General features: G+C 58.4%; 16 protein-coding genes and 3 pseudogenes. 6 read left to right on the top strand and 13 right to left on the bottom strand.

Annotation, left to right across the window (positions count from 1 at the left end; translation table 11 throughout):
- Window positions 1–247 precede the first annotated feature (247 nt).
- From RFM40_RS32505 to RFM40_RS32450, 12 genes and pseudogenes are all read right to left on the bottom strand, one after another.
- On the bottom strand, window positions 248–1147 hold the full coding sequence (locus RFM40_RS32505; RefSeq protein WP_320278987.1) for an HpcH/HpaI aldolase/citrate lyase family protein: 900 nt from the start codon (window positions 1145–1147) through the stop codon (window positions 248–250).
- 125 nt (window positions 1148–1272) lie between these two features.
- Window positions 1273–2424: a CaiB/BaiF CoA transferase family protein gene (locus RFM40_RS32500; protein WP_320278986.1), complete on the bottom strand. Its 1152-nt coding sequence runs from the start codon at window positions 2422–2424 to the stop codon at window positions 1273–1275.
- A 15-nt stretch (window positions 2425–2439) separates the two neighbouring features.
- Complete coding sequence (locus tag RFM40_RS32495; protein WP_320278985.1) at window positions 2440–3693, bottom strand: methylaspartate ammonia-lyase; 1254 nt, start codon at window positions 3691–3693, stop codon at window positions 2440–2442.
- A 463-nt stretch (window positions 3694–4156) separates the two neighbouring features.
- On the bottom strand, window positions 4157–4861 hold the full coding sequence (locus tag RFM40_RS32490; RefSeq protein ID WP_320278984.1) for an aspartate/glutamate racemase family protein: 705 nt from the start codon (window positions 4859–4861) through the stop codon (window positions 4157–4159).
- A gap of 293 nt (window positions 4862–5154) precedes the next feature.
- Window positions 5155–6519 (bottom strand): CapA family protein, encoded by a 1365-nt coding sequence (locus RFM40_RS32485; RefSeq protein ID WP_320278983.1) that lies wholly within the window; start codon window positions 6517–6519, stop codon window positions 5155–5157.
- 96 nt (window positions 6520–6615) lie between these two features.
- Complete coding sequence (locus RFM40_RS32480) at window positions 6616–7644, bottom strand: ABC transporter ATP-binding protein (protein ID WP_320278982.1); 1029 nt, start codon at window positions 7642–7644, stop codon at window positions 6616–6618.
- Window positions 7641–8648, bottom strand: a complete 1008-nt coding sequence (locus RFM40_RS32475) for an ABC transporter ATP-binding protein (protein ID WP_320278981.1) — start codon at window positions 8646–8648, stop codon at window positions 7641–7643. The genes RFM40_RS32480 and RFM40_RS32475 overlap by 4 nt, the downstream gene beginning before the upstream one ends.
- Window position 8649: 1 nt before the next feature.
- Entirely contained in the window at window positions 8650–9525 is an 876-nt protein-coding gene (locus RFM40_RS32470) for an ABC transporter permease (protein WP_320278980.1), read from the bottom strand.
- Window position 9526: 1 nt separating this feature from the next.
- Window positions 9527–10468, bottom strand: a complete 942-nt coding sequence (locus RFM40_RS32465; protein WP_320278979.1) for an ABC transporter permease — start codon at window positions 10466–10468, stop codon at window positions 9527–9529.
- Window positions 10468–12066, bottom strand: coding sequence for an ABC transporter substrate-binding protein (locus tag RFM40_RS32460; RefSeq protein ID WP_320278978.1), 1599 nt, complete (start codon window positions 12064–12066; stop codon window positions 10468–10470). The genes RFM40_RS32465 and RFM40_RS32460 overlap by 1 nt, the downstream gene beginning before the upstream one ends.
- 432 nt (window positions 12067–12498) lie before the next feature.
- Window positions 12499–13038 (bottom strand): annotated as a pseudogene (locus RFM40_RS32455) (transposase); the annotation flags it as partial.
- Window positions 13039–13250: 212 nt separating this feature from the next.
- Complete coding sequence (locus RFM40_RS32450) at window positions 13251–13484, bottom strand: hypothetical protein (protein ID WP_430691757.1); 234 nt, start codon at window positions 13482–13484, stop codon at window positions 13251–13253.
- Between the two features lie 52 nt (window positions 13485–13536).
- Here RFM40_RS32450 and RFM40_RS33810 point away from each other — a divergent pair, with 52 nt between their 5' ends.
- The 6 genes and pseudogenes from RFM40_RS33810 (at window position 13537) to RFM40_RS32425 (ending at window position 18068) form a co-directional block, all read left to right on the top strand.
- On the top strand, window positions 13537–13821 hold the full coding sequence (locus RFM40_RS33810) for a hypothetical protein (protein WP_430691758.1): 285 nt from the start codon (window positions 13537–13539) through the stop codon (window positions 13819–13821).
- 251 nt (window positions 13822–14072) lie between these two features.
- Window positions 14073–16256 carry a N,N-dimethylformamidase beta subunit family domain-containing protein gene (locus RFM40_RS32440; protein WP_320278977.1) on the top strand — a complete coding sequence of 728 codons (2184 nt, stop codon included), beginning with the start codon at window positions 14073–14075 and terminating at the stop codon, window positions 16254–16256.
- Between the two features lie 247 nt (window positions 16257–16503).
- Complete coding sequence (locus RFM40_RS32435; RefSeq protein WP_320278976.1) at window positions 16504–16890, top strand: transposase; 387 nt, start codon at window positions 16504–16506, stop codon at window positions 16888–16890.
- A 68-nt stretch (window positions 16891–16958) separates the two neighbouring features.
- Complete coding sequence (locus tag RFM40_RS33805) at window positions 16959–17096, top strand: hypothetical protein (protein WP_430691756.1); 138 nt, start codon at window positions 16959–16961, stop codon at window positions 17094–17096.
- Window positions 17097–17172: 76 nt separating this feature from the next.
- A pseudogene (locus tag RFM40_RS32430) lies at window positions 17173–17824 on the top strand (transposase domain-containing protein); the annotation flags it as partial.
- 16 nt (window positions 17825–17840) lie between these two features.
- Complete coding sequence (locus RFM40_RS32425) at window positions 17841–18068, top strand: hypothetical protein (protein WP_320278975.1); 228 nt, start codon at window positions 17841–17843, stop codon at window positions 18066–18068.
- 59 nt (window positions 18069–18127) lie between these two features.
- On the opposite strand, the pseudogene tnpC reads toward RFM40_RS32425, so the two are convergent.
- A pseudogene (gene tnpC, locus RFM40_RS32420) lies at window positions 18128–18865 on the bottom strand (IS66 family transposase); the annotation flags it as partial.
- Window positions 18866–18971 lie beyond the last annotated feature (106 nt).

The following is an 18971-nucleotide window of genomic DNA, read 5'->3' as shown; positions in this document are numbered from 1 at the left end:
ACGGAATGCCGATGGTCACCTCTCCGCAGGGAGCGGCCACCGAGTTGGTCAGTTCAGCTTCGGTGAGCTGGATTTCCTTCAGGATCGTTCGCGCTCGTTCAAGCAGCCTGTTCCGGATGCGGTGAGAATAACTGCCTTATGTCCACGTGAACAAATCCAACCGGGCATGATCCCAGTACTTCATAGGTATCTCGAAACGAGATGACAGGCAAGCAACTAATCGCTTAGGGCGCCAATCGCAGGCCAGTTAATTGCTGGCCAGAGCCAGAATCTCGTGGGCGCGCCGCACCACTGGCGGATCAACCATCTTACCATTCAACGAGAACGCAGACATTCCACGCGTGGCGGCATCATGTTCCGCCGCGACGACACAATTGGCCCACTGGAGCTCCTGCGCACTTGGCGAGAAAGCTTCATTGAAAATGGCAACTTGTGTCGGGTGAACCGCCAATGCTCCGGCAAACCCAAGACGCCGCGCATGCGCTGCGGCTTCACGAAGGCTGTCAGTGTCGGAAAACTCTCCGATGCTTCCGACAAAGCCCAGAGGGAGCAATCCCGCCGCTCGGGCGGCAAACAGAACGGAAAGATTCGGTGCCAATAGGAGGTCGAATTCTGGTGAGCCGCCAACAGCGGCACTGAAGTCTTCAGGACCGAGCGCCATTGCGGCCATCCTGGGATGCGCAGATGCAATGGCCGTGAGCCTTTGCAGAGCGCCCGGAGTCTCGATCTGCGCAACGAACCGGATGCGTCCCGGCGCAAGATTTCTCTCCCATTCAAGTTCCGAAACCGCATTGGCGATTTCTAAAATCCACTCTGGCGAATCTGTCTTGGGCAGAACCAATGCGTCAACTCCCGCCATCACAGCTGCATCTAGATCGGCCGCCAACACGCGCAAACCTCGGTTCACGCGGACCAAAACCGATGCGCCCTTGCTGCCCACCTTTGCCACGGATTCAGGAAGCTGCTGCCGTGCCTCGCCTTTTTGGTCTTGCGGAACGGAATCTTCGAGATCGAGAATGAGACCATCTGCGCCCCGCTGATGGGCCGTCTCCACAAAACGCGGAACGTGAGCGGGAACGAAGAGTAGCGATCTCCAGCGCGGTACAGGAAGCGCGCTTTCGGCGGCTGGAAAGGTGTCCTTGATCATGTTCGCCTCGCGATCGATATTAGCGAGCGCCCTGGCAGTGAGGTTGCCGGCCCGCTGCCGATGCTTTGGTAGGAAGTGGAGCAAGCACACGCTCTCGGGTGCGCCCTTCCCAGCAAGCGGCGCACTCATGCTGACACAACTCTTTCGTGTAAACGCGCTGAAACCTCCTTGCGGATACTCTCCGTATGGGCGCCAAGAGCTGGAACTGGACGAAGAGAGGGGGTCTCAGAGTTGAAGATCGCCGCCGGCGCTATCGTCTCCACAGTACCTTCAGGTGTGCCAATTCCAACCCTGCGAACATGGGGATGCTTTGAAATATCCGCGACTTCATTCAGTCGCCCATATGCCAAACCGGCCGCCTCCAGCTCGTGCATTGCTTCGTGACAGGACAATTCAGAAAACCGCCGTTCAATGATCTCGTCAAGTTCTGCACGGTGACCCAAGCGCTCCATGTTGTCAGCAAAACCAGGTGCGCGTGTGAGTTCGGGTCGCTTCAGGAATTTCTCGCAGAAATTCACCCATTCGCGGTCATTCTGAACCGAAAAGATGACTTCCTTGCCATCGGCACAACGATAGGCGCCATACGGAGCCAGCGACGGGTGTTTTACGCCGGCGCGTACCGTGTGATAGCTGCTGTAGTCGTTCTGCAGAACCGGCACGTTCATCCAATCGGCGACGGAATCGAACAGTGACACTTGGATGCTTGTCCCTTCGCCGGTGACCTCGCGGTGATACAGCGCCTGGAGAATGGCGCTATGCGCGGTCATGCCCGCCGAGATGTCGCAAACAGAGACTCCGACACGCGCGGGCCCTTGTTGGTTGCCGGTGATCGCGCATAGACCTGTTTCGGCCTGGACGATGAGATCATAGGCCTTCAGATGGGAATACGGCCCTAGGTTCCCGAATCCAGAGATGTCGCAGGTGATCAGCTGCGGAAAACGCCGACGCAGATCAGCAGACGCGAATCCGAGTTTTTCGATACTGCCCGGTTTCAGATTCTGGATAAAGACGTCAGCACTGGCAACAAGCGCGTCCAGGACGGCGCAGTCCGCTTCCAATCTTAGGTCCAGACAGACCGACTCTTTGCCCCGGTTGAGCCAGACGAAGTAAGCACTCTGTCCCTGCACCAACTTGTCGTAGTTTCGGGCAAAATCACCTTCGGGCCTCTCGATCTTGATCACCCGGGCGCCGGCGTCTGCAAGGCGCGACGATGCGTAGGGCGCGGCCACGGCCTGCTCGACGGCTACGACGGTGATCCCCTCAAGAGAGTTCTGCATACGACACCGTGCTTTTCATCCAACGTTTTCGTTTTGATTGCGACGACGGTTCAGCATCGCCAGCAATCGGTTTTGTTCGTTCCCAACAATTGAGAATGCCTCGTCGACACCCATTCCCGGCTTGGCAAGCATCATGTCGGCCTGGGTAGCCACTGACACGTGGACAGAAGCTTGGGCGGAGAGTTCTGTCTCTGTACAGCTCCCTCCGACATACGCGCCGACCTTGTTCGCTTTGCAGAGAAGAACGGCGCGCACTGTGTCGGCAATTGAGCCAACATCTGGGGTTTTGATTTGGACGAGATGCGCGGCCTTCGCTTCGGCAAAAAGCCGGATATCCTCAAGCGTATTGCATCTCTCATCCACGACAATGCGTGCGCTCGATCCTCGGTGATCCAAGATCGACACGATCCGAGCATAATTCTCAATTTGAGCTTGTGTGGAACCAAAATCCGCCGGCGACTCAATGTTCAGTGCGTAACCCGGAACGCTGTCGGCAACCGTGCAAATAAAGTCGGCAATCCGTTGCGGCTCCATTCCAATTTCTTGGCCGATCCAGCCATACACGTCGAAATGCAGCACCGGATGATATCCGGGGTGGCCGATGACGCGCGCACGCATTGCAACCCACTTCACGAACTCCATGAAGGTCTGGCCCCCGGCGCCGAATTTCTGCCGTGAGTTGATCAGGCCGTGGGGGAGCACATCCACGTCCTTCAGAATCATCTTGTCAACGTTGATTTCGCGAGCGTCACCGCTCTGGCAGTAAATCGGGACGCGGCACGTCGGCAGTTGCAGACCGAACTCACCGCATATGATCTCCGCCATCGTCTTGCGCTGAAGATGGGCGGCTGCGCGAAGAAGAGCTTGGCTGACGCCATATTCAACAGCCAGAGGTAAGCGCTGGTGTCCTACCGATTCCAAAACCCTCTTACAAGAATCACGGAACCGAGCGGCATCGACATCAAGAAGCCGCGGTGCGACAACGCGTGACGTTAGATTAGAGATTTGGTTGGGGTCGAAGAGGGGATCGCGTCCACCTGCACCAGAGTACTGGACGTTCATCATATCCCCCCAAACAACGGCGTCGTCGGTAAGGACGAGCCCTACGCCGAGCGAACATGCTGGAATGCGAATCGACTCGAATCCGGGGGTTGTCGGCGCGCCGACGTAGATGAAGCCGTCCTGGATAGCGCCGGACCTAATGGCTTCCTGATCGTCATAGAAAAATGCGCCGTTGCCAGGCGCGAGCAGGACATCTTTGATCTGCACGTCGTTTCGCCCAATTTGTTGTTCCAAAAACGCTGGCACTATGCGTCACCCGCCAACGAGTTCGCCAATATAAAGTCGAAGGTGGTGCCATCTTGTTTCCAGATGAGGCACCTGCCCGACTCCTACGGACCTTGACGTTTGCGAGATTTGACCAACTTTAAGACGTTGCCGTCCTCCTCAGGCGATGGGAGTAGCGGTCGAGATAGCCACAAACAGGAATTGCGGTAGTGCGCACTCGAGGGTTGAATGCGTCATTGTGGTCATCGCCGCGAGCTGGGCCGCAATTTGTTCGCTCCAACATTGTTCTCGATGGCGTTCTCGGTCCAAACTGCAATGCAGCACAACTGTGATTTTGCTGCGATTCCTTCGCTTTCGTCGTACTCCACGCCGATATGCCACATCTTGAGATGTGGACCTCTTGCTCGTTCAACGCAGCCTGCCGCTCCAGCGTGGTGAAGATATCTTACAGGATCGACGCGACCATCATCCGGCAGAGGTTTGTGATATCATAAACTGGCAGATTCGTGAGCCTGCGTATCGCCGGAGCGACCACAGGGAACGCCGCACACTCAAAAAGAATGGCTGCAATCTCGGGATGCACGGCTCTCAACCTAATGATACAAGCAGCGACATCCGCCTCGATCGCAGCAACATCGGTCGGCGGCGCAGGGTATTCAAACGAATCATGCCAGAACTTGGTACCTTCGATCCCGCCGATCACAACTCTCGAGCGCTCCGTCGGATCGCCGAGCTGGAGCATATCGTCGCCGCAATTGTTAGAGTCAAAAGTCAGGACGGCTATTTTGGCAGGCGGGGGCAGTTGACGGATCAGCGTGGGCAGGAGAAGCATGCTCGACATTGCCACGGGCACGTCCACAGCAGCGGCTACCGCTGCTTGATATCGGAACGTGAAGCCGCAGTCTGAACTGATCGCGACAGCACCTCGCTGGACCAGCCGTCGCGCCGCTGCAACGTAACCGCGCTCAAGAACCGGATCGCCTGCCACAATTCTTCTGCCCCTGGTCTCCTTCACGATTTCCGTGATGACAGGAAAATCAAAGGTTGCAGGATTCTCGATCGCGCCCTGTTCCTTACCCCTCACATAGTTGGGCAACTCTCCTTGGTCGGAAGTTATTATCCCGAGTGATGCTTCATGTTGCTGTGCCACGTGCGCAATGTCCTCAATAGATGGATGTGTATATGGCAGCCCATTACTGGTTCACTCTGGCTGCATCTTATTTACCAAATCTGACCGTACGCAACACCGTGAGGTGAATACGCATCCTGCCAGACGGACGAGCTATCACGTGTGTAAGAATGTGAGCTTGTCCTACCGACAGGTCGCCGCAGTATTGTCTCTTAGAGAAGCGATCGAGATGGCCAGTTGTCGGAATGTCGGCTCGACGCATGTTTTCTTACCTGCGATATATTAAAACGTCCCGTTTCAATGTGGCATTGTGGTCATCGCAGAGAACCCGGCCGCAATCCGATCACGCCGACGTTATTCTCGATGGCAATCTCGGTCCCAAATGGTTTCGAGAGTGTCTGTAGACGCTCGAGAATAGTTTTTGCTTGTTGCGTAAGTGCGAGCCTTGGAACTCCGCGGTTTGCAAACCTTTTCGAGTGACCGAGTTCGACCGGGTATAGCCGCAACTCCGCAAGCTGGTTCTGCTCGAATCTGCAGACCGTGATAACGCTTTCAAAGAAGAGCGGGTCTGTGAATCCTCTTGCCATTTCGGCGACTTTCACTTCGGCATCTGTGTCGACCCGCGGGTCCTTAGCGTATTCGTCAAACATGTCAGCGCCGCATGGGGTCCCGAGGTCATCCTCGAAGAAGTTCGCAAGGCCATAAAAGATCGGTCGGCCTTTGTAGATTTCAATGCCCCGTAGCTGGTGTGATCCATGCCCTATATATGCATCAGCGCCGGCATCGATGATACGATGCGCAAACGATGGTTCGTAATCGGGGACAACCTGGCGGCAATTATCAGGCTCGTGCCCGTGGTTCGTTAAAATGCAGAAGTCGGAGAACTGCTTGCCCCGACGAACGTCTCGCACAATGTGGGCGATATCCTGGGGGTTTGGTTCATAGCTGACACCTGCCATGTCACCCGCTTTGTATGTCGTTCCCTCGATCACGACCACGTTGGGATCTTCACCGGCAGGCCAGTGGCAGGGCAACGCAGCACGTATCTGCCTCAAACTCTCGAGCATCTGGGGAGGAACCACGATCGTTTTCGCCAGACGAAGGGCGTTAAGACCTGGTCTGCCTGGCGCTTCGCCAGCGGGATCGCCGGCACGAGCCATAGGCATGAAAGTTGTAGCAGACGAAACCAATGCCACGCGACCACGTGCGGTCTCTAAGAACCGAGCGGCGCCGGCTTGTGCACGATTTTCGCCCACGCCGGCATGGATGATTCCACTCTGATCGAGCACCCGGCTCGTTTCGCGCATGCCTTCCACGCCCCAGTCAAGCGAATGGTTGTTAGCGCGACCTACGATGTTGAACCCCATTGCCTTCAAATCGGGACCGACATCCGGCAGGCTAAGGTGATACGCACCGCCGTATTCAGCTTGCGGGTATCCATTGAACGATCTGACATCGACGATGTTAACTTCCAGGTTGCCAAACGTGACATCAGCATCTTGAAGAATCTGGACGACGGCGCCGAAGCCAGAATCTTGCGATTTCGTCACCGCTCGCGACACGATGAGATCGCCAACCGCTACCATCGTGAAACCGTCCGCCACGTTCGTTGCAATCGAACCGACCAAATCAAAGTCAGCATTTGGCTGGCTAGGACGACTACCATTCTCGTTTTCCATAGACTTGCCTCATCTATCCTTTTCACGAATTGGTATCATTGCCATTGTTCCTCAGTAGCGCGCTGGTGATCTTCCAACGGGGTAAAGGCTCCGCAGCTATGCCCCAATGAACGAAGAATTGGCCGCCGTAGGCGGCTGGGCCGGGATTTCCGTGGCCGGGGCGCGCACATGGCAGGCCACAACGCGCCCGTCTGCAATTGGTACCAGAGGCGGCGCATCGATCCGGCAACGCTCAACAGCGAGCGGGCAGCGCGGGTGGAATGCGCATCCGCCGGGTGGGTTGATCGGGCTCGGTACCTCGCCCTCGACGAGCGCCTCCGTCCGAACTCGGGTTGGATCCGGCACCGGGGCTGCCGCAATCAGCGCCTCGGTGTAGGGGTGGACCGGTTTCGCGAAGAGCACCTCGCAGGGCGCAAGCTCCACGATCCGCCCCAGATACATCACCGCAACGCGATGCGCGATATGTTCGACCACACCGAGGTCATGCGAGATGAAGACGAAGGCGATGCCCATCTCCTGCTGCAGATCCAGCAGCAGATTCAGGATCTGCGCCTGCACGGAGACGTCAAGGGCTGATACCGCTTCATCGGCGATGATCAGGGAAGGGTTGAGTGACAGGGCGCGTGCAATGCCGAGCCGCTGCCGCTGACCGCCCGATAGTTCGGACGGGAGCCTGTGCATCATCTCGGGCGACATTCCGACCTTTCGCAGAAGGTCTGCAGCAAGCGCCTGACGCTGCTTCTGGCCGAGGCGCTCAAAATTCTCGACGGGTTCGGTGATGATCTGTCCGGCGGTAAGGCGTGGGTTCAGCGACGAGTAAGGATCCTGAAAGACCATCTGCATCCGGCGGCGCCAGGCGCGAAGCGCGTCCTTCTTTAGACCTGCAATGTCGGTTCCGTCGATCAGCACGCGACCAGCCGTCGGCTCGACGAGCCGCATCAGGAGCCGCGCGACAGTCGACTTGCCGCAGCCGGACTCACCGACGATGCAGAGCGTCTCCCCCGCCTCGACGGAAAACGACACATCGTCCACCGCCCGGATCACCGGGATGACCTTCTTCAGGAATCCCGCGCCGAGCGGATAATGCTTGGTCAGATTCTCGACTTTCAGCAGAGGACCGTTCATGCGCCCATCACCTCTTCGGCGCGCCAGCAGGCTGCGGCGTGGTCCGACCCGACATCTCGCAGGGCGGGCGTCTTGTCTCGGCAAATGTCGATCGCGAACGGGCAGCGCGGCGCAAAGCTGCAGCCGACGATGGGCTCGCGGAGACTTGGCACGATCCCGGCAATTTCTGGGAGCCGGCGCTGTCGGCCGCGCCGTCGATCAGGCACCGATCTCATGAGCCCCTGGGTGTAGGGATGCGCCGGGCGCGCGAACAGATCAATTACGCTCGCTTGTTCTACTATACGGCCGGCGTACATCACGATTACTCGTTGGCATGTCTCGGCCACGACGCCCAAATCATGTGTGATGAACATCACGGCAGTTCCCGTGCGCTCTTTCAGATCGACGATGAGCCGCAGGATCTGCGCCTGGATCGTGACGTCGAGCGCGGTCGTCGGCTCGTCGGCAATCAACAGTTCCGGCGAGCAGGCCAGAGCCATGGCGATCATGGCGCGCTGGCGCATGCCGCCCGACATTTCATGCGGATAGTTGTTGACGCGACGCTCGGGGTCCGCGATGCGGACCAGACGGAGCATCTCTTCGGCTTTCTTCATAGCCGCCGCGCGGGAAGCCTTGGTGTGGATCTGCACCGCCTCGGCGATCTGGTGGCCGACAGTATAGACCGGGTTCAGGCTCGTCATCGGCTCCTGGAAGATCATGGCGATCTGGTCGCCGCGGATATTTCGCATCTCCCGATCGGACAGCTCAAGCAGGTCGCGCCCGTGGAAGCGTATCTCGCCGCCGACCGTCCTGGCGCTCAGCTTCGGCAACAAACGGAGAATGGAAAGCGCAGTGACGCTTTTCCCGCATCCGGACTCCCCGACGACCCCAAGCGTTTCGCCTTTTCTTACCTGGAAGCTGATGCCGCCCAGGGCGCGCGTTACGCTTTCTTCTCCATAAAAATGCGTTTCGAGGTTTCGCACATCGAGAAGCAGGTCATTGCCGACGGTTTCACGCATTAGCATATCAACGCCTCCGCTTTGCGCGGGGGTCGAACAGGTCGCGCAGGCCGTCCCCGAGCAGGTTGACGGCAAGCACGGTTACGGCAAGGCAGATACCGGGGGCGAAGATCGTCATAGGCGCGACGGCGAGATAGAGGCGCGAACTGGCGATCATATTGCCCCAGCTCGGAATCTCGGGCGGTACGCCCACCCCAAGGAAACTCAGCCCCGCCTCCGTCAGGATCGCGCTGGCGCAGACGGTAGCGCCTTGGACCATCAGCGCAGGAATGGTACTCGGCAGGATATGCCGCCACAGCACCTTGGGCAAGCGCGCACCGCCGCAGAGCGCGGCCTCGACATAGGGACGCTCGCGAACGCCCAGAACCACCGAGCGAACCAGCCGCGCGACGGCCGGCGTCTCGGGGATTGCGATTGCGACGATGAGGATGCCGATGCTGGGGCCGGTCAACGAGATAAGCGCAATCGCCAGCAGAATCGTCGGGATCGACATCAGGCCGTCCATGACCCGCATGACGACGTTGTCGAAGCTGCGGCTGTAGCCGGCTATGACACCGATCAGAAGCCCGACCACGGCGGCGCTCGCTGCCGACAGCAGCCCGACCACGAGAGAGATACGGGCGCCGAAGATCGTTCGGGCAAACACGTCCCGACCCAGATTGTCGCTTCCCAACCACATCTCGGCCGAAGGCGGCTGCAGGCGCTTGAACGGATCCATGTTGACCGGATCGCCGGCGTAAAGCGGGGCGGCGAGCGCCAGAATGATCAGGAGCACCAGGAGGCCGCCGCCTATTAGGACCAGCGGGTGCCGCCTTGCGAGACGGGGAAGATCGGATAGCTGCAGCCGACCCATCAGCACAACTGGTGCGGAGAGGTAGGCCATATCAGTACCTGATGCGGGGATCGATTAGCGTATAGGCAATATCGACAATGAGATTGATGAGCACGTACAGACCCGAAGTCAGGATGAGCACGCTCTGAATGATGGGATAGTCGCGGTTGTCGATCGCACCCACGACCAGACGACCGACACCGGGTATGTTGAACACCGTTTCCGTGACGACGACGCCGCCGACCAGATAGGCGAAGCTTATGCCTATGACGGTCAGGATCGGCACCCCGGCATTCTTCAAGGCATGGTGAAAAAGCATGGCATAGGACGACGCGCCCTTGGCAGCGGCCGTTCGCATATAGTCTTCCGACAGCACCTCAAGCATGCTCGCCCGCGTAACCCGCGCGATGAATGCAATGTAGGCAAGACTTAGAGTCACGGTGGGAAGGACCAAGTGCACGAACCAAGGCCCGACGCCGTTTTCGATCGGCACATATCCCTGGACCGGCAGCCAATGGATCCTCATGGCGAAGAAGTATATGAGAAAGTATCCAGCGGCAAAGGCCGGGACTGAATAACCAAGTGCCGAAAAGGCCGCGAGGAGGCGGTCGACGAAACCGCCAGATCGCCACGCGGCGAGGATGCCGAAAGTGACCCCGACCGTCACCGAAAGGATCATCGTCAGGATCGACAGGGCAAGGGTCGGTTCAAGCCGCCGCGAGATGAGCTCGAGAACCGGTCGTCCGGCAGAGATCGAGGTGCCGAAATCGCCGCCGAGCATGCCCCTTACCCAACGCATGAACTGCACCGGCATCGGCTCGTTGAGCCCCAGTTGCTCGCGGATGCCGGCGATCATCTCCGCCGTGGCCGACTCGCCAGCGATCGTGGCTGCCGGGTCGCCGGGCGCCAGCCTGAGAAGTAGGAAGATGACGATCCCCACCATCGCCATCACGGCGATGGCCGAAATCGACCTGCGAAGGACGTAGCTCGCCATTAAGCGGAGACCTTTTCCATATTCCAAAACGGGGTACAATCTGGAAAGGTGATGAGGCCGGTGAGCGCTTTGCGGCTGACGGTTGGCGTGACACCTTCCCCAAGCAGAACGGTGCCAACGAAGTCCCACTGCAATTGTTGCATCTTACGGGCCAGTGCTTTGCGCTGCCCCGTGTCGACAAACGCCCATTGGGCTCGAAGAGCCTCATACTCGTCGCTCTTTGGCCAGCCGAACCAACCGCCCTCGCCATTCGCGCTCAGAGTAACGTTTCCCACCGGATCGCTGGAGGAATAACTGGACTCGCTCGTTATGAAAATGCTCCAGCCGTCGTTCTCGACGGGGCCTTTTTTCGCGCGGCGGACCCTGGAGGCACTCGAGTCTACTGGGGCGAGCTCCGCATTCACGCCAATTTTGCGTAGCGTGGCCGCCAGGAACTGCGCCATATTGCCGGCCTCAGTCCAGTCAGTGCGCTGCAGAACCACGACCTTCTCGCCCGCATATCCCGCCTCCTTGAAGAGTTGCTTGGCCTTTTCCGGGTCGCCGCCTTTTTTGAACCAACCGGTATTTTCATCATTCGAATAGAGTGTATCGTTTCCAAAAAAGGAAGTTATGGTGCGGATGTATTCTGGGGGATACGTCGTACGCATGACTGCCTCCTGATCGACCAGGTTAAGCATCGCTTGCCGCGCCTTGACGTTGTCGAACGGCTTCTGCAGACAGTTCATGCGCATGAAGAATACATCGTTCGATTTAGGAAGGTTGAGTTGAAGGTTGGGATCGCTCTCGATCATCGAGTAAAGATCCGGAGCTGGCGCTCCGATATAGTCTATCTCGCCTGACTGTAAGGCGGCAAAAGCTGTCTGCTGGTCGGTGATGACTTCCCAGATGACACGGTCAACCTTGACGACCTTCCCGCCGGCCAAGCCATCTGAAGCTTCCTCACGCGGCACATACTTCTCATTGCGTTCGTAGGTGAAGTTCGCGCCCGGCTTTGCAAGAGCCTCATTGAACTTGAAGGGTCCCGATCCGATATTGGCAGTCACCTGCTCAGTTGCGGGACGATTTGCATCTTTCTCGCGCATCATGACTGGGACCGGTCCAACCTCTTTCGCGAGCAGTTCGAGCAGAAGCCCCAGTGGCTCCTCGAGCGCGATCGTGAAGGTCTTGTCGTCCTTTTTTGAGATATCCTTCGCCCGCGACATGACCAGTTGTCCGCCTGGATTCACTTGGCCCCACCGACGAATAGACGCGACACAGTCCGCAGCAGTGACGGCGCTGCCGTCATGCCAGCTTAAGCCATCGCGGAGCTCGAACGTATAGATCTTTTTGTCGTCGGAAACGCCCCACTTCCCCACCATTTGCGGCTGAGGCATATACTTGGAATCAAGCGCAAACAGCGTGTCGTAAATCGCCAGGCCATGGGTGACAGTGTCGACATACGTCGTAAACATCGGATCGAAGACGTTGAGATTACCCAATACCATCCGGACTGTTCGCGCATCGGTTGGCGCTGTTTGTGCCCTTAGGACTGATGGGATCGATATAGCCGCTCCGACGGCCAAACCTGTCTTGATCATTTCACGTCGAGAGATTGGCATGGTTCATTTCCCCTTTTTTCCAGTCGCGCCGTTTATCACGCTTATCGTTAGCTAATGCTGAGCAGAGCATTCATTTGATCTATGCTCCGCCGCGCCGCGACCTACGTCAAATTCAATTTGCGTATCGTTGCCATCTGGTTTTGAGATAAGCTCAGAGCGGCCTAAGACCGGACTCGTAAGGGGATCGCCGGGCCTGTGTCTCCCTGCGGGAGCTCTGTAATTCTGCTGCAGTTGAGCGGTGCGCAAAAGGGGCAGTTAGGGTTAATCGGGCGGGCACGTTCGGCAATCGGCCGTCCGAGTCGACTGAGAGCATGTGCGCACCCGTGGCGGGACCAGCGCATCTGCTGACGGCGGTCGTCTAGCCCGTCTTATTCATGACGCATCTGGGTTTGTTTTCCGCTGAGCGGTGGACAGGTGGCGGCGCGGCGTCTTTTTCACCGCAGCATAGGCGCCGTCGGCGAAGACGTGTCGCAGCCACGGCCAGCGTTCGAGGATGGTCTTGAGGGCAGCCGGTGCGCCGTCCCGGTCCTGGATATCGGCGGCGTGGACGACGAGCCCGACCACAGGCCGATGGTGTCGACAACGATGTGACGCTTGCGCCCGTTGATCTTCTTTCCCGCGTCGAAGCCACGAATTCCGCCGCTTTCCGTGGTCTTGACCGATTGACTGTCGATCACGCCCGCCGTCGGACTTGCTTCCCGACCCTCAGCCTCGCGTGCCGGCATGACGAGGCCGCTGAAGGTCCGCAACAGGCCCTCCTCACGCCAGCAGCTATCGCCACGCACCGCCCGACGAAGCCAGATAAAGAAGCGCGTTCACGACCTCGCGCAGGTTCGTCTTGCGCGGCCGGCCGATGCGGTTCGCTGACGGCATCATCGGCTCAATCAGCGCCCATTCCGCACCGGTCAGATCGCTTGCGTAGCGGGCGCAACGCCGCTCATAATGCGCACGGGTGATTTCAGTCCAGGCCATCGTGATCTCCATCGAATCTCGCGAATCCGACGGAATCACAACCTGCTGAAATCACCCAACTCTTTTTGAAACGGACACTTTAGAGACTGAACGCCAGTCGTAAAGTGATCACGCTATCGCTCCGGGATGCGATCGAAGTACTCGCCGGTTTTGAACATAGAATGCTTGTCACCGCCAGTTTCGTGCTGCGGTAACGGCGGCTCGTTTGAAGCCTACTCTTTGCATGTTCTGTCCGAAATTTCGACCACGGCCTCCGCCGAACAGGCAACAGGCTTCGTGCCTTGGCTGGCATACACATGTGCAAACTGCAGTTCATGCGCTTTTGGCAATGGCGTCAGCGGTCCCCGTGCATCCATACCCATGTTGACGCAGTAGAGCCCGCCGAAGCCGTCGAGGCTCTTTCGGCCCTCAGTATCCCAGATGTAGACGCCTTCCGCTCCGGCCATGATCCGATTTGGTGTCTCGCAGCGGATGTGTTTTGCCAAAGTGTATGGAGGGATGAAAGACGAAGCTCCGATCCTTATCTTGGACGTGCTTGGTTCCAAGATTGGTCAGGCTCATTGCCGCGCCCTCCCGTCGATCGCCCGGCGGAGAACACTCGGTCAGCCGCTCGACATGGGCTGGTTATATCGACGGGCACATCTTACGTTCCACGGCAATGCGCGTCCGCTGGCGGCCCAGCATCTCCTCGACCAGGCTAAGGCTCAAGGGAAAGCGGAAGTACAACCAAACCGCGAGGTTGATCACCTCGGCAGGAAATGGTGGCGGACATGGATCGAGTGACGGGCCACTTCATACCCGGCTCATACGACGGCCGCCGATCCCATTTCGTTAACGTGACGACGCCATCGGCCCAGCCGTCCTCCTTGTGCCGGGCTGAGTGCATCTCAAAATCAGATGACCTCAATATACACACTGAATTTGACGTAAGCCCTTTGGTACATGCACATGCAGACCCACGCAGAGGAGTGCATGTGAGAGAGCCGCCCCGCTCGATATTCCCGCCGAAGCGACTTTACATTGAGGGACAGCGAGTGAAACAGGATCAAGCGAAGGAAAATCCACCCATTCTGATCGGATATACCAATCGGCTTTCAGCCCGTGCTGGCGAAAACATCGAAGTGAAAGTGTCCAGCGGCCTTTCCAGCGACTACGCTGCTGATCTCGTTCGCATCTTCTCAGCAGACCCCAATCCGAACGGACCAGGCATGGATGTTCGCCCAGTCTCGGCTGCCTTCGAAGGTACCTACCGATCGGTCGCGAAGCCATCGCGTCCGGGGTCCTGCGGCATCATTCCCCTTGGCAATACAAACATTGCCGCGGACGCTACGTTTTCGATCAGGTTCCAACCGCGTCTTCTGCGCGAGTCGCCCCAGGTTCTGTTCTCCTTCCTCGCATTGTCGGAGGGCGCAGTCTCGGTTAGCATTCAGAAGGACGGCCTGAAGCTGGAGACGTTTGCCGAGACGAGCGCCGCTCCCTTCGCCTTCGAGGTTGGCAGGTGGTATGAGTTGCGCCTTTCGATTGCATCTCGCGGTCTGCATCTGGTGGGCTACTTTGTCGAGACTGGATCACGGTGCTTTGAGGTTAAGACGGGGCGGCTTAGAGGGAAGGCGGCATTTACGAAACTGGTGCTGGCGGCTACGCCGCAGCCGGGAGATCCCTCAGCGTTCACTTCGTTTTTCAACGGGCGGCTCGAAGCACCCAGGTTATTGCGTGGGGAGCAGCTTGTCGAACGCCTCGTGGAAGGTCATGTGCTGGAAGAGGAAATTCTCGCTTTCTGGGATTTCGGTATCGACATTCCAACGTCGAACATCCGCGACAAAGGTCCATTGCGGCTCGACGGAACCTTCCGCAATTTGCCGGCACGAGCCGTGCGAGGCTCGCGATGGTCCGGCGCGGAAATGTGCTGGAGGCACGCGATCGACGAATATGCAGCAGTCCATTTCCACGAGGACGACCTTTACGATTGTGGATGGGAGACAGATTTCAGCTTCGATATACCCCACGATCTTCCAAGCGGAGTGTACGGTATTCGTTTGAGATGCGACAACGCTGAGGACATCATACCTTTCTTTGTCCGCCCTGCGTCGGATGCTAAGAAGGCGAGAGTTGCGGTCCTTTTCTCGACATTCACCTATCTGGCCTACGCGAACCATCCTCGCGGTAACTTCGACGAAGCATATGTCAAACGGCGCAGCGCCTGGCATGCCTATCCAAACCATCCGGCGGAGTACCCGGGGTTTGGACGATCTCTCTATAATTTCCATCCCGATGGCAGCGGGATCATGTTTAGTTCTATGTTGCGACCACTGCTAAACATGCGGCCCGGATATTTGGCCTACGTTGATGACAGGGGATCGGGATTGCGTACTTTCCCTGCCGACATGCATCTGATCGCGTGGTGCGCGGCAAAAGATATTGCTGTCGACGTCGTCACCGATCATGACCTTGAAGCCGAGGGTAGCGAGGCGCTTGATGAGTATGCGTTGGTGCTCACAGTGACGCACCCGGAATACCAATCGGCTCGCACCCTTGACGCAATTGAGAATTTTGTAGTTCACGGCGGCAGCCTCGGATACCTTGGGGGTAACGGGTTCTATTGGCGGGTAGCCACAAGCGGGGCGTTTCCCGGGGCAATTGAGATTCGACGCGGCGAAACGGGCGCCAGGGTATGGGAGGCCGAACCCGGAGAGTACTTCCATGCTTTCGACGGCTGCTATGGCGGCCTCTGGCTTAAGAACGACAGGCCTCCGCAGCGGCTCGTCGGCGTCGGCATGTCGGCTCATGGAGATTTCACCGGCTCCTTCTATCGTCGTACGGATGCCTCTTACGATCCGCGTTTTGCATGGCTGTTTGATGGGATTGATGGTGAGATCGTCGGTGATTTTGGATTCTGCGGCGGCGGGGCTGCTGGGTTCGAAGTCGACATTGTCGACTCGTCCTTGGGCACACCGCCCGATGCGGTTGTCCTTGCGCAATCCGAGGAGTATTTGGGTGAGTACCATTGCGTGCCGGAAAAGATAGTGTGGCCGCAACCACTTGCTTGGCATTCGTCGCAGATCAGGGCCGATCTCTGCTTCATTCCAAAGCCGCACGGCAATTTTGTCTTCTCTACTGGTTCGATCCTGTTTTGCGGAAGCCTCCCGGTGAACGACTTCAAGAACAACATTTCGAAACTGCTGGAGAACGTGGTGCGGCGCGGCCTTTCGGGGCGATGACCTACCGGGCCGTCGAACCAGACCTGCCGCCCGCTCGAGACGTCCGCTTCGATGACCCCCTCAGCCCTCAGGCGATGCTAGTTGGCGGAAAGCCCGACCTTCTCCACAATGACATCGGGGGCAGGCGGTTGTTCCGTTGGTCAGTTCCAATCATCGATCCGGTCATATTCGTAAGCGCGTAGGCCACCCCACGTGGCGTGCGGGATTCTGAACGCTCATTTTCTGCATGAGTGATGCGGAGAATCCTATGAGCGAAAGTGTGAATTATCTTCGGACATTTGAGATTTTGACGGCGGAGCCGGTGCGGTCGCGTCGCAAGCTGCGTCATCGGTCGGATGAGGACAAGGCGCGGCTTGTTGCGGAGGCGTCGGCGCCGGGCAGCAATGTTTCGGCGATTGCCCGCTCTCACGGCTTGGACCCTTCGCAGGTCTATGCGTGGCGTCGCAAGGCGCTGGCGTCTGGAGCGGTTTCGCCGCTGTCAGGGGGGCAAGTCAAGCCGGTCAGGTTCACGGGCTTTGAAGCAGTAAGCAGTGAGGTGGTGGAAATCGTCGTCGGCGACGTGGTGGTGCGCGTCAGCGGCGATGTTGATGCCGATCGTCTGGTCAAGATCATGCGCGTGGTGCGCAAGGCATGATCGCCTCAGGAGTTGTCGTTTAGGTGTCGTGCCAGCCGGTCGACTTCCGCAAGGGAGCCACATCGTTGATGGCTCTAGTGAGGGATGGCGGCCTCGACCCGTTCTCAGGAGCGCTTCACGTGTTCCGCTCGAAGCGAGCGGACCCCGGGTTGGACTGGAAGAAGATTCGCCCGGCCAAGGTTGGGCGGCCGTTGTCGACGGGCTGAAATTGGCCTGCGGCAAGATGAATTATGGTGTTGTAATTGTTGGGAAAGCGGCTGTTTTTGTGCTCTATCTCCCTCCATGGTTCTGTCCTCTTCTGACCCGCCGGACGACATCGATACGCTGAAGGCGATGGTCCTCGCGATGGCCAGCGAGCGGGCTGCAAACGAAGCCCAACTTGCAGCAGCAACGGCGGAGGTCGCCCGGCTGACGGCGGTCGAGAGAAACGCCAACCAGCGGATCGCCAACCTCACATCGATCGTGAAGGTGCTGGAGCGCGCGCAATACGGCAAGCGTTCCGAACGGCTGCGCCTGTCGATCAACGACGAGCAGGCTTCCTTTGCCTTCGAAGAGGTCGAGACTGGTCTATCCGCGATCCAGAGCGAACTCGCCCAGGCAGTTGGCAACAAGCCGAAGCGTGCTGCGCGTCCGGGCAAGGGCTTTGCTGCGCATCTCGAACGCATCGAGGAAGTACTCGAGCCAGACATCCCGGCCGATTGCGAGGGGCCGGAAAAGGTTCTGATCGGCGAGGATCGATCCGAACGGCTGGGACGTCGTGCCGCCGAAGTTCCGGGTCATTGTGACGCGCCGTCCCAAATATGCCTTCAGAGATCGTGACGGTGTGGTCCAAGCGCTAGCGCCGGCACACATCGTCGAAAGCGGCCTGCCGACGGAGCGGCTGCTTGCTTATATCGCCGTGTCGAACTACGCGGACGGCCTTCCGCTTTATCGGGTATGTTGATGTCAACATGCCCGATAAGATGTTGCGCAGGGGATTATGTTGCGGAAGCGCCGAGATCGCACGATATCGCGCCGCTCCATTGCTCAAGGAGCGGCTCCTCTATCTTTCCCATTGCGAGCAAATCGGCATCAAGCTTGAGACATTGTGCAAGATCGCCGCCTGCCAGCTGGAGCTGGTGCGCTTCCTGGATTTGCACGACGACGACGGTTCGAACTTGCTCGTATGCGTACGCTGAAGGCCGCGGAATGAAGCGTCGCGTGGGCCAGTAGTAGTCGTTATGGTGATGCGATCAGTTCATGCTGCGGCGGTCTGTTGACCGGCCAGTTTCTCGGCGTCGCGCAGATTTTTCCATTCCCAGGGCAGCAGTTCGTGCAGGCGGGAACTTGGCAGATCAGAGATCCGTGCGAGAACGTCGGCGAGCCAGGCTTTTGGGTCGACGTCGTTCAGGCGGCAGGTGGTGATGGAGCTCAACATGACGGCAGCCCGGTCGGCGCCGCGCTGGCTCCCGGCAAATGTCCACGCACGCCTTCCCAGGGCCACACCTCTCAACGCCCTTTCTGCGGCATTGTTGGTCGGGCAGATTCTGCCGTCATCGAGGAATCGTGCAAAGTCGTCCCAGCGCGAGAGCATGTAGTTGATCGGCTTGATGACATCCGTAGAGCGCGAGAAGGTACCGCACTCGCGCAGCAACCACTCGTGCATGTCATCGAAGAGCGGCTTGCTCTTTTCTTGCCGCACGGCACGCCGCTCAGCCGCTGTCTGGCCGTTGATGGCGTTGAAGAGCGCGTCGATGCGCTTGACGGCCTCCAGCGCCGTCGGGGAGATCGGTTTGCCATTCCTCTTACCCTCGCGGGCATTTTTCTCGACGTCGGCCAGTTCGAAGAATCCCCTGCGGGCATGCGCAAAACAGAATGCGGGCGTGATCGGCAGCTCTTTCCGCTTCGGATCGAAGAGCAGATTGAAGCCGCTATAACAGTCGACCTGAAGGACGCCGCCGAACCGGGACAGATGTTTTTGTGGATGCGCATTTCGCAAAAGCCGGACAGGAGTTCCGCTAATTCCCGGACATCACTGGAGTGCACCCCCAGGCTGAGACAAGGAAAATCGCGGACAGTTTCCCCGCAGGAGAGGAAACTGG

The sequence above is a fragment of the Mesorhizobium captivum genome (assembly GCF_033977165.1).
GTDB classification, from domain to species: Bacteria; Pseudomonadota; Alphaproteobacteria; order Rhizobiales; family Rhizobiaceae; genus Mesorhizobium; species Mesorhizobium captivum.
The sequence above is the reverse complement of the archived record's forward strand: the minus strand, read 5'-3'. Positions and strand labels throughout refer to the sequence as shown.

Bases quoted from the DNA above. Each gene is read 5' to 3' on its own strand.
- RFM40_RS32470 (WP_320278980.1), bottom strand. From the start codon at position 9,525: ATGGCCTACCTCTCCGCACCAGTTGTGCTGATGGGTCGGCTGCAGCTA.
- RFM40_RS32435 (WP_320278976.1), top strand. From the start codon at position 16,504: ATGAGCGAAAGTGTGAATTATCTTCGGACATTTGAGATTTTGACGGCG.
- RFM40_RS33805 (WP_430691756.1), top strand. From the start codon at position 16,959: ATGGCTCTAGTGAGGGATGGCGGCCTCGACCCGTTCTCAGGAGCGCTT.
- RFM40_RS32450 (WP_430691757.1), bottom strand. From the start codon at position 13,484: ATGGCCGGAGCGGAAGGCGTCTACATCTGGGATACTGAGGGCCGAAAG.
- RFM40_RS32500 (WP_320278986.1), bottom strand. From the start codon at position 2,424: ATGCAGAACTCTCTTGAGGGGATCACCGTCGTAGCCGTCGAGCAGGCC.
- RFM40_RS32480 (WP_320278982.1), bottom strand. From the start codon at position 7,644: ATGAACGGTCCTCTGCTGAAAGTCGAGAATCTGACCAAGCATTATCCG.
- RFM40_RS32505 (WP_320278987.1), bottom strand. From the start codon at position 1,147: ATGATCAAGGACACCTTTCCAGCCGCCGAAAGCGCGCTTCCTGTACCG.
- RFM40_RS32465 (WP_320278979.1), bottom strand. From the start codon at position 10,468: ATGGCGAGCTACGTCCTTCGCAGGTCGATTTCGGCCATCGCCGTGATG.
- RFM40_RS33810 (WP_430691758.1), top strand. From the start codon at position 13,537: ATGAAAGACGAAGCTCCGATCCTTATCTTGGACGTGCTTGGTTCCAAG.
- RFM40_RS32475 (WP_320278981.1), bottom strand. From the start codon at position 8,648: ATGCTAATGCGTGAAACCGTCGGCAATGACCTGCTTCTCGATGTGCGA.
- RFM40_RS32460 (WP_320278978.1), bottom strand. From the start codon at position 12,066: ATGCCAATCTCTCGACGTGAAATGATCAAGACAGGTTTGGCCGTCGGA.
- RFM40_RS32425 (WP_320278975.1), top strand. From the start codon at position 17,841: ATGCCCGATAAGATGTTGCGCAGGGGATTATGTTGCGGAAGCGCCGAG.
- RFM40_RS32485 (WP_320278983.1), bottom strand. From the start codon at position 6,519: ATGGAAAACGAGAATGGTAGTCGTCCTAGCCAGCCAAATGCTGACTTT.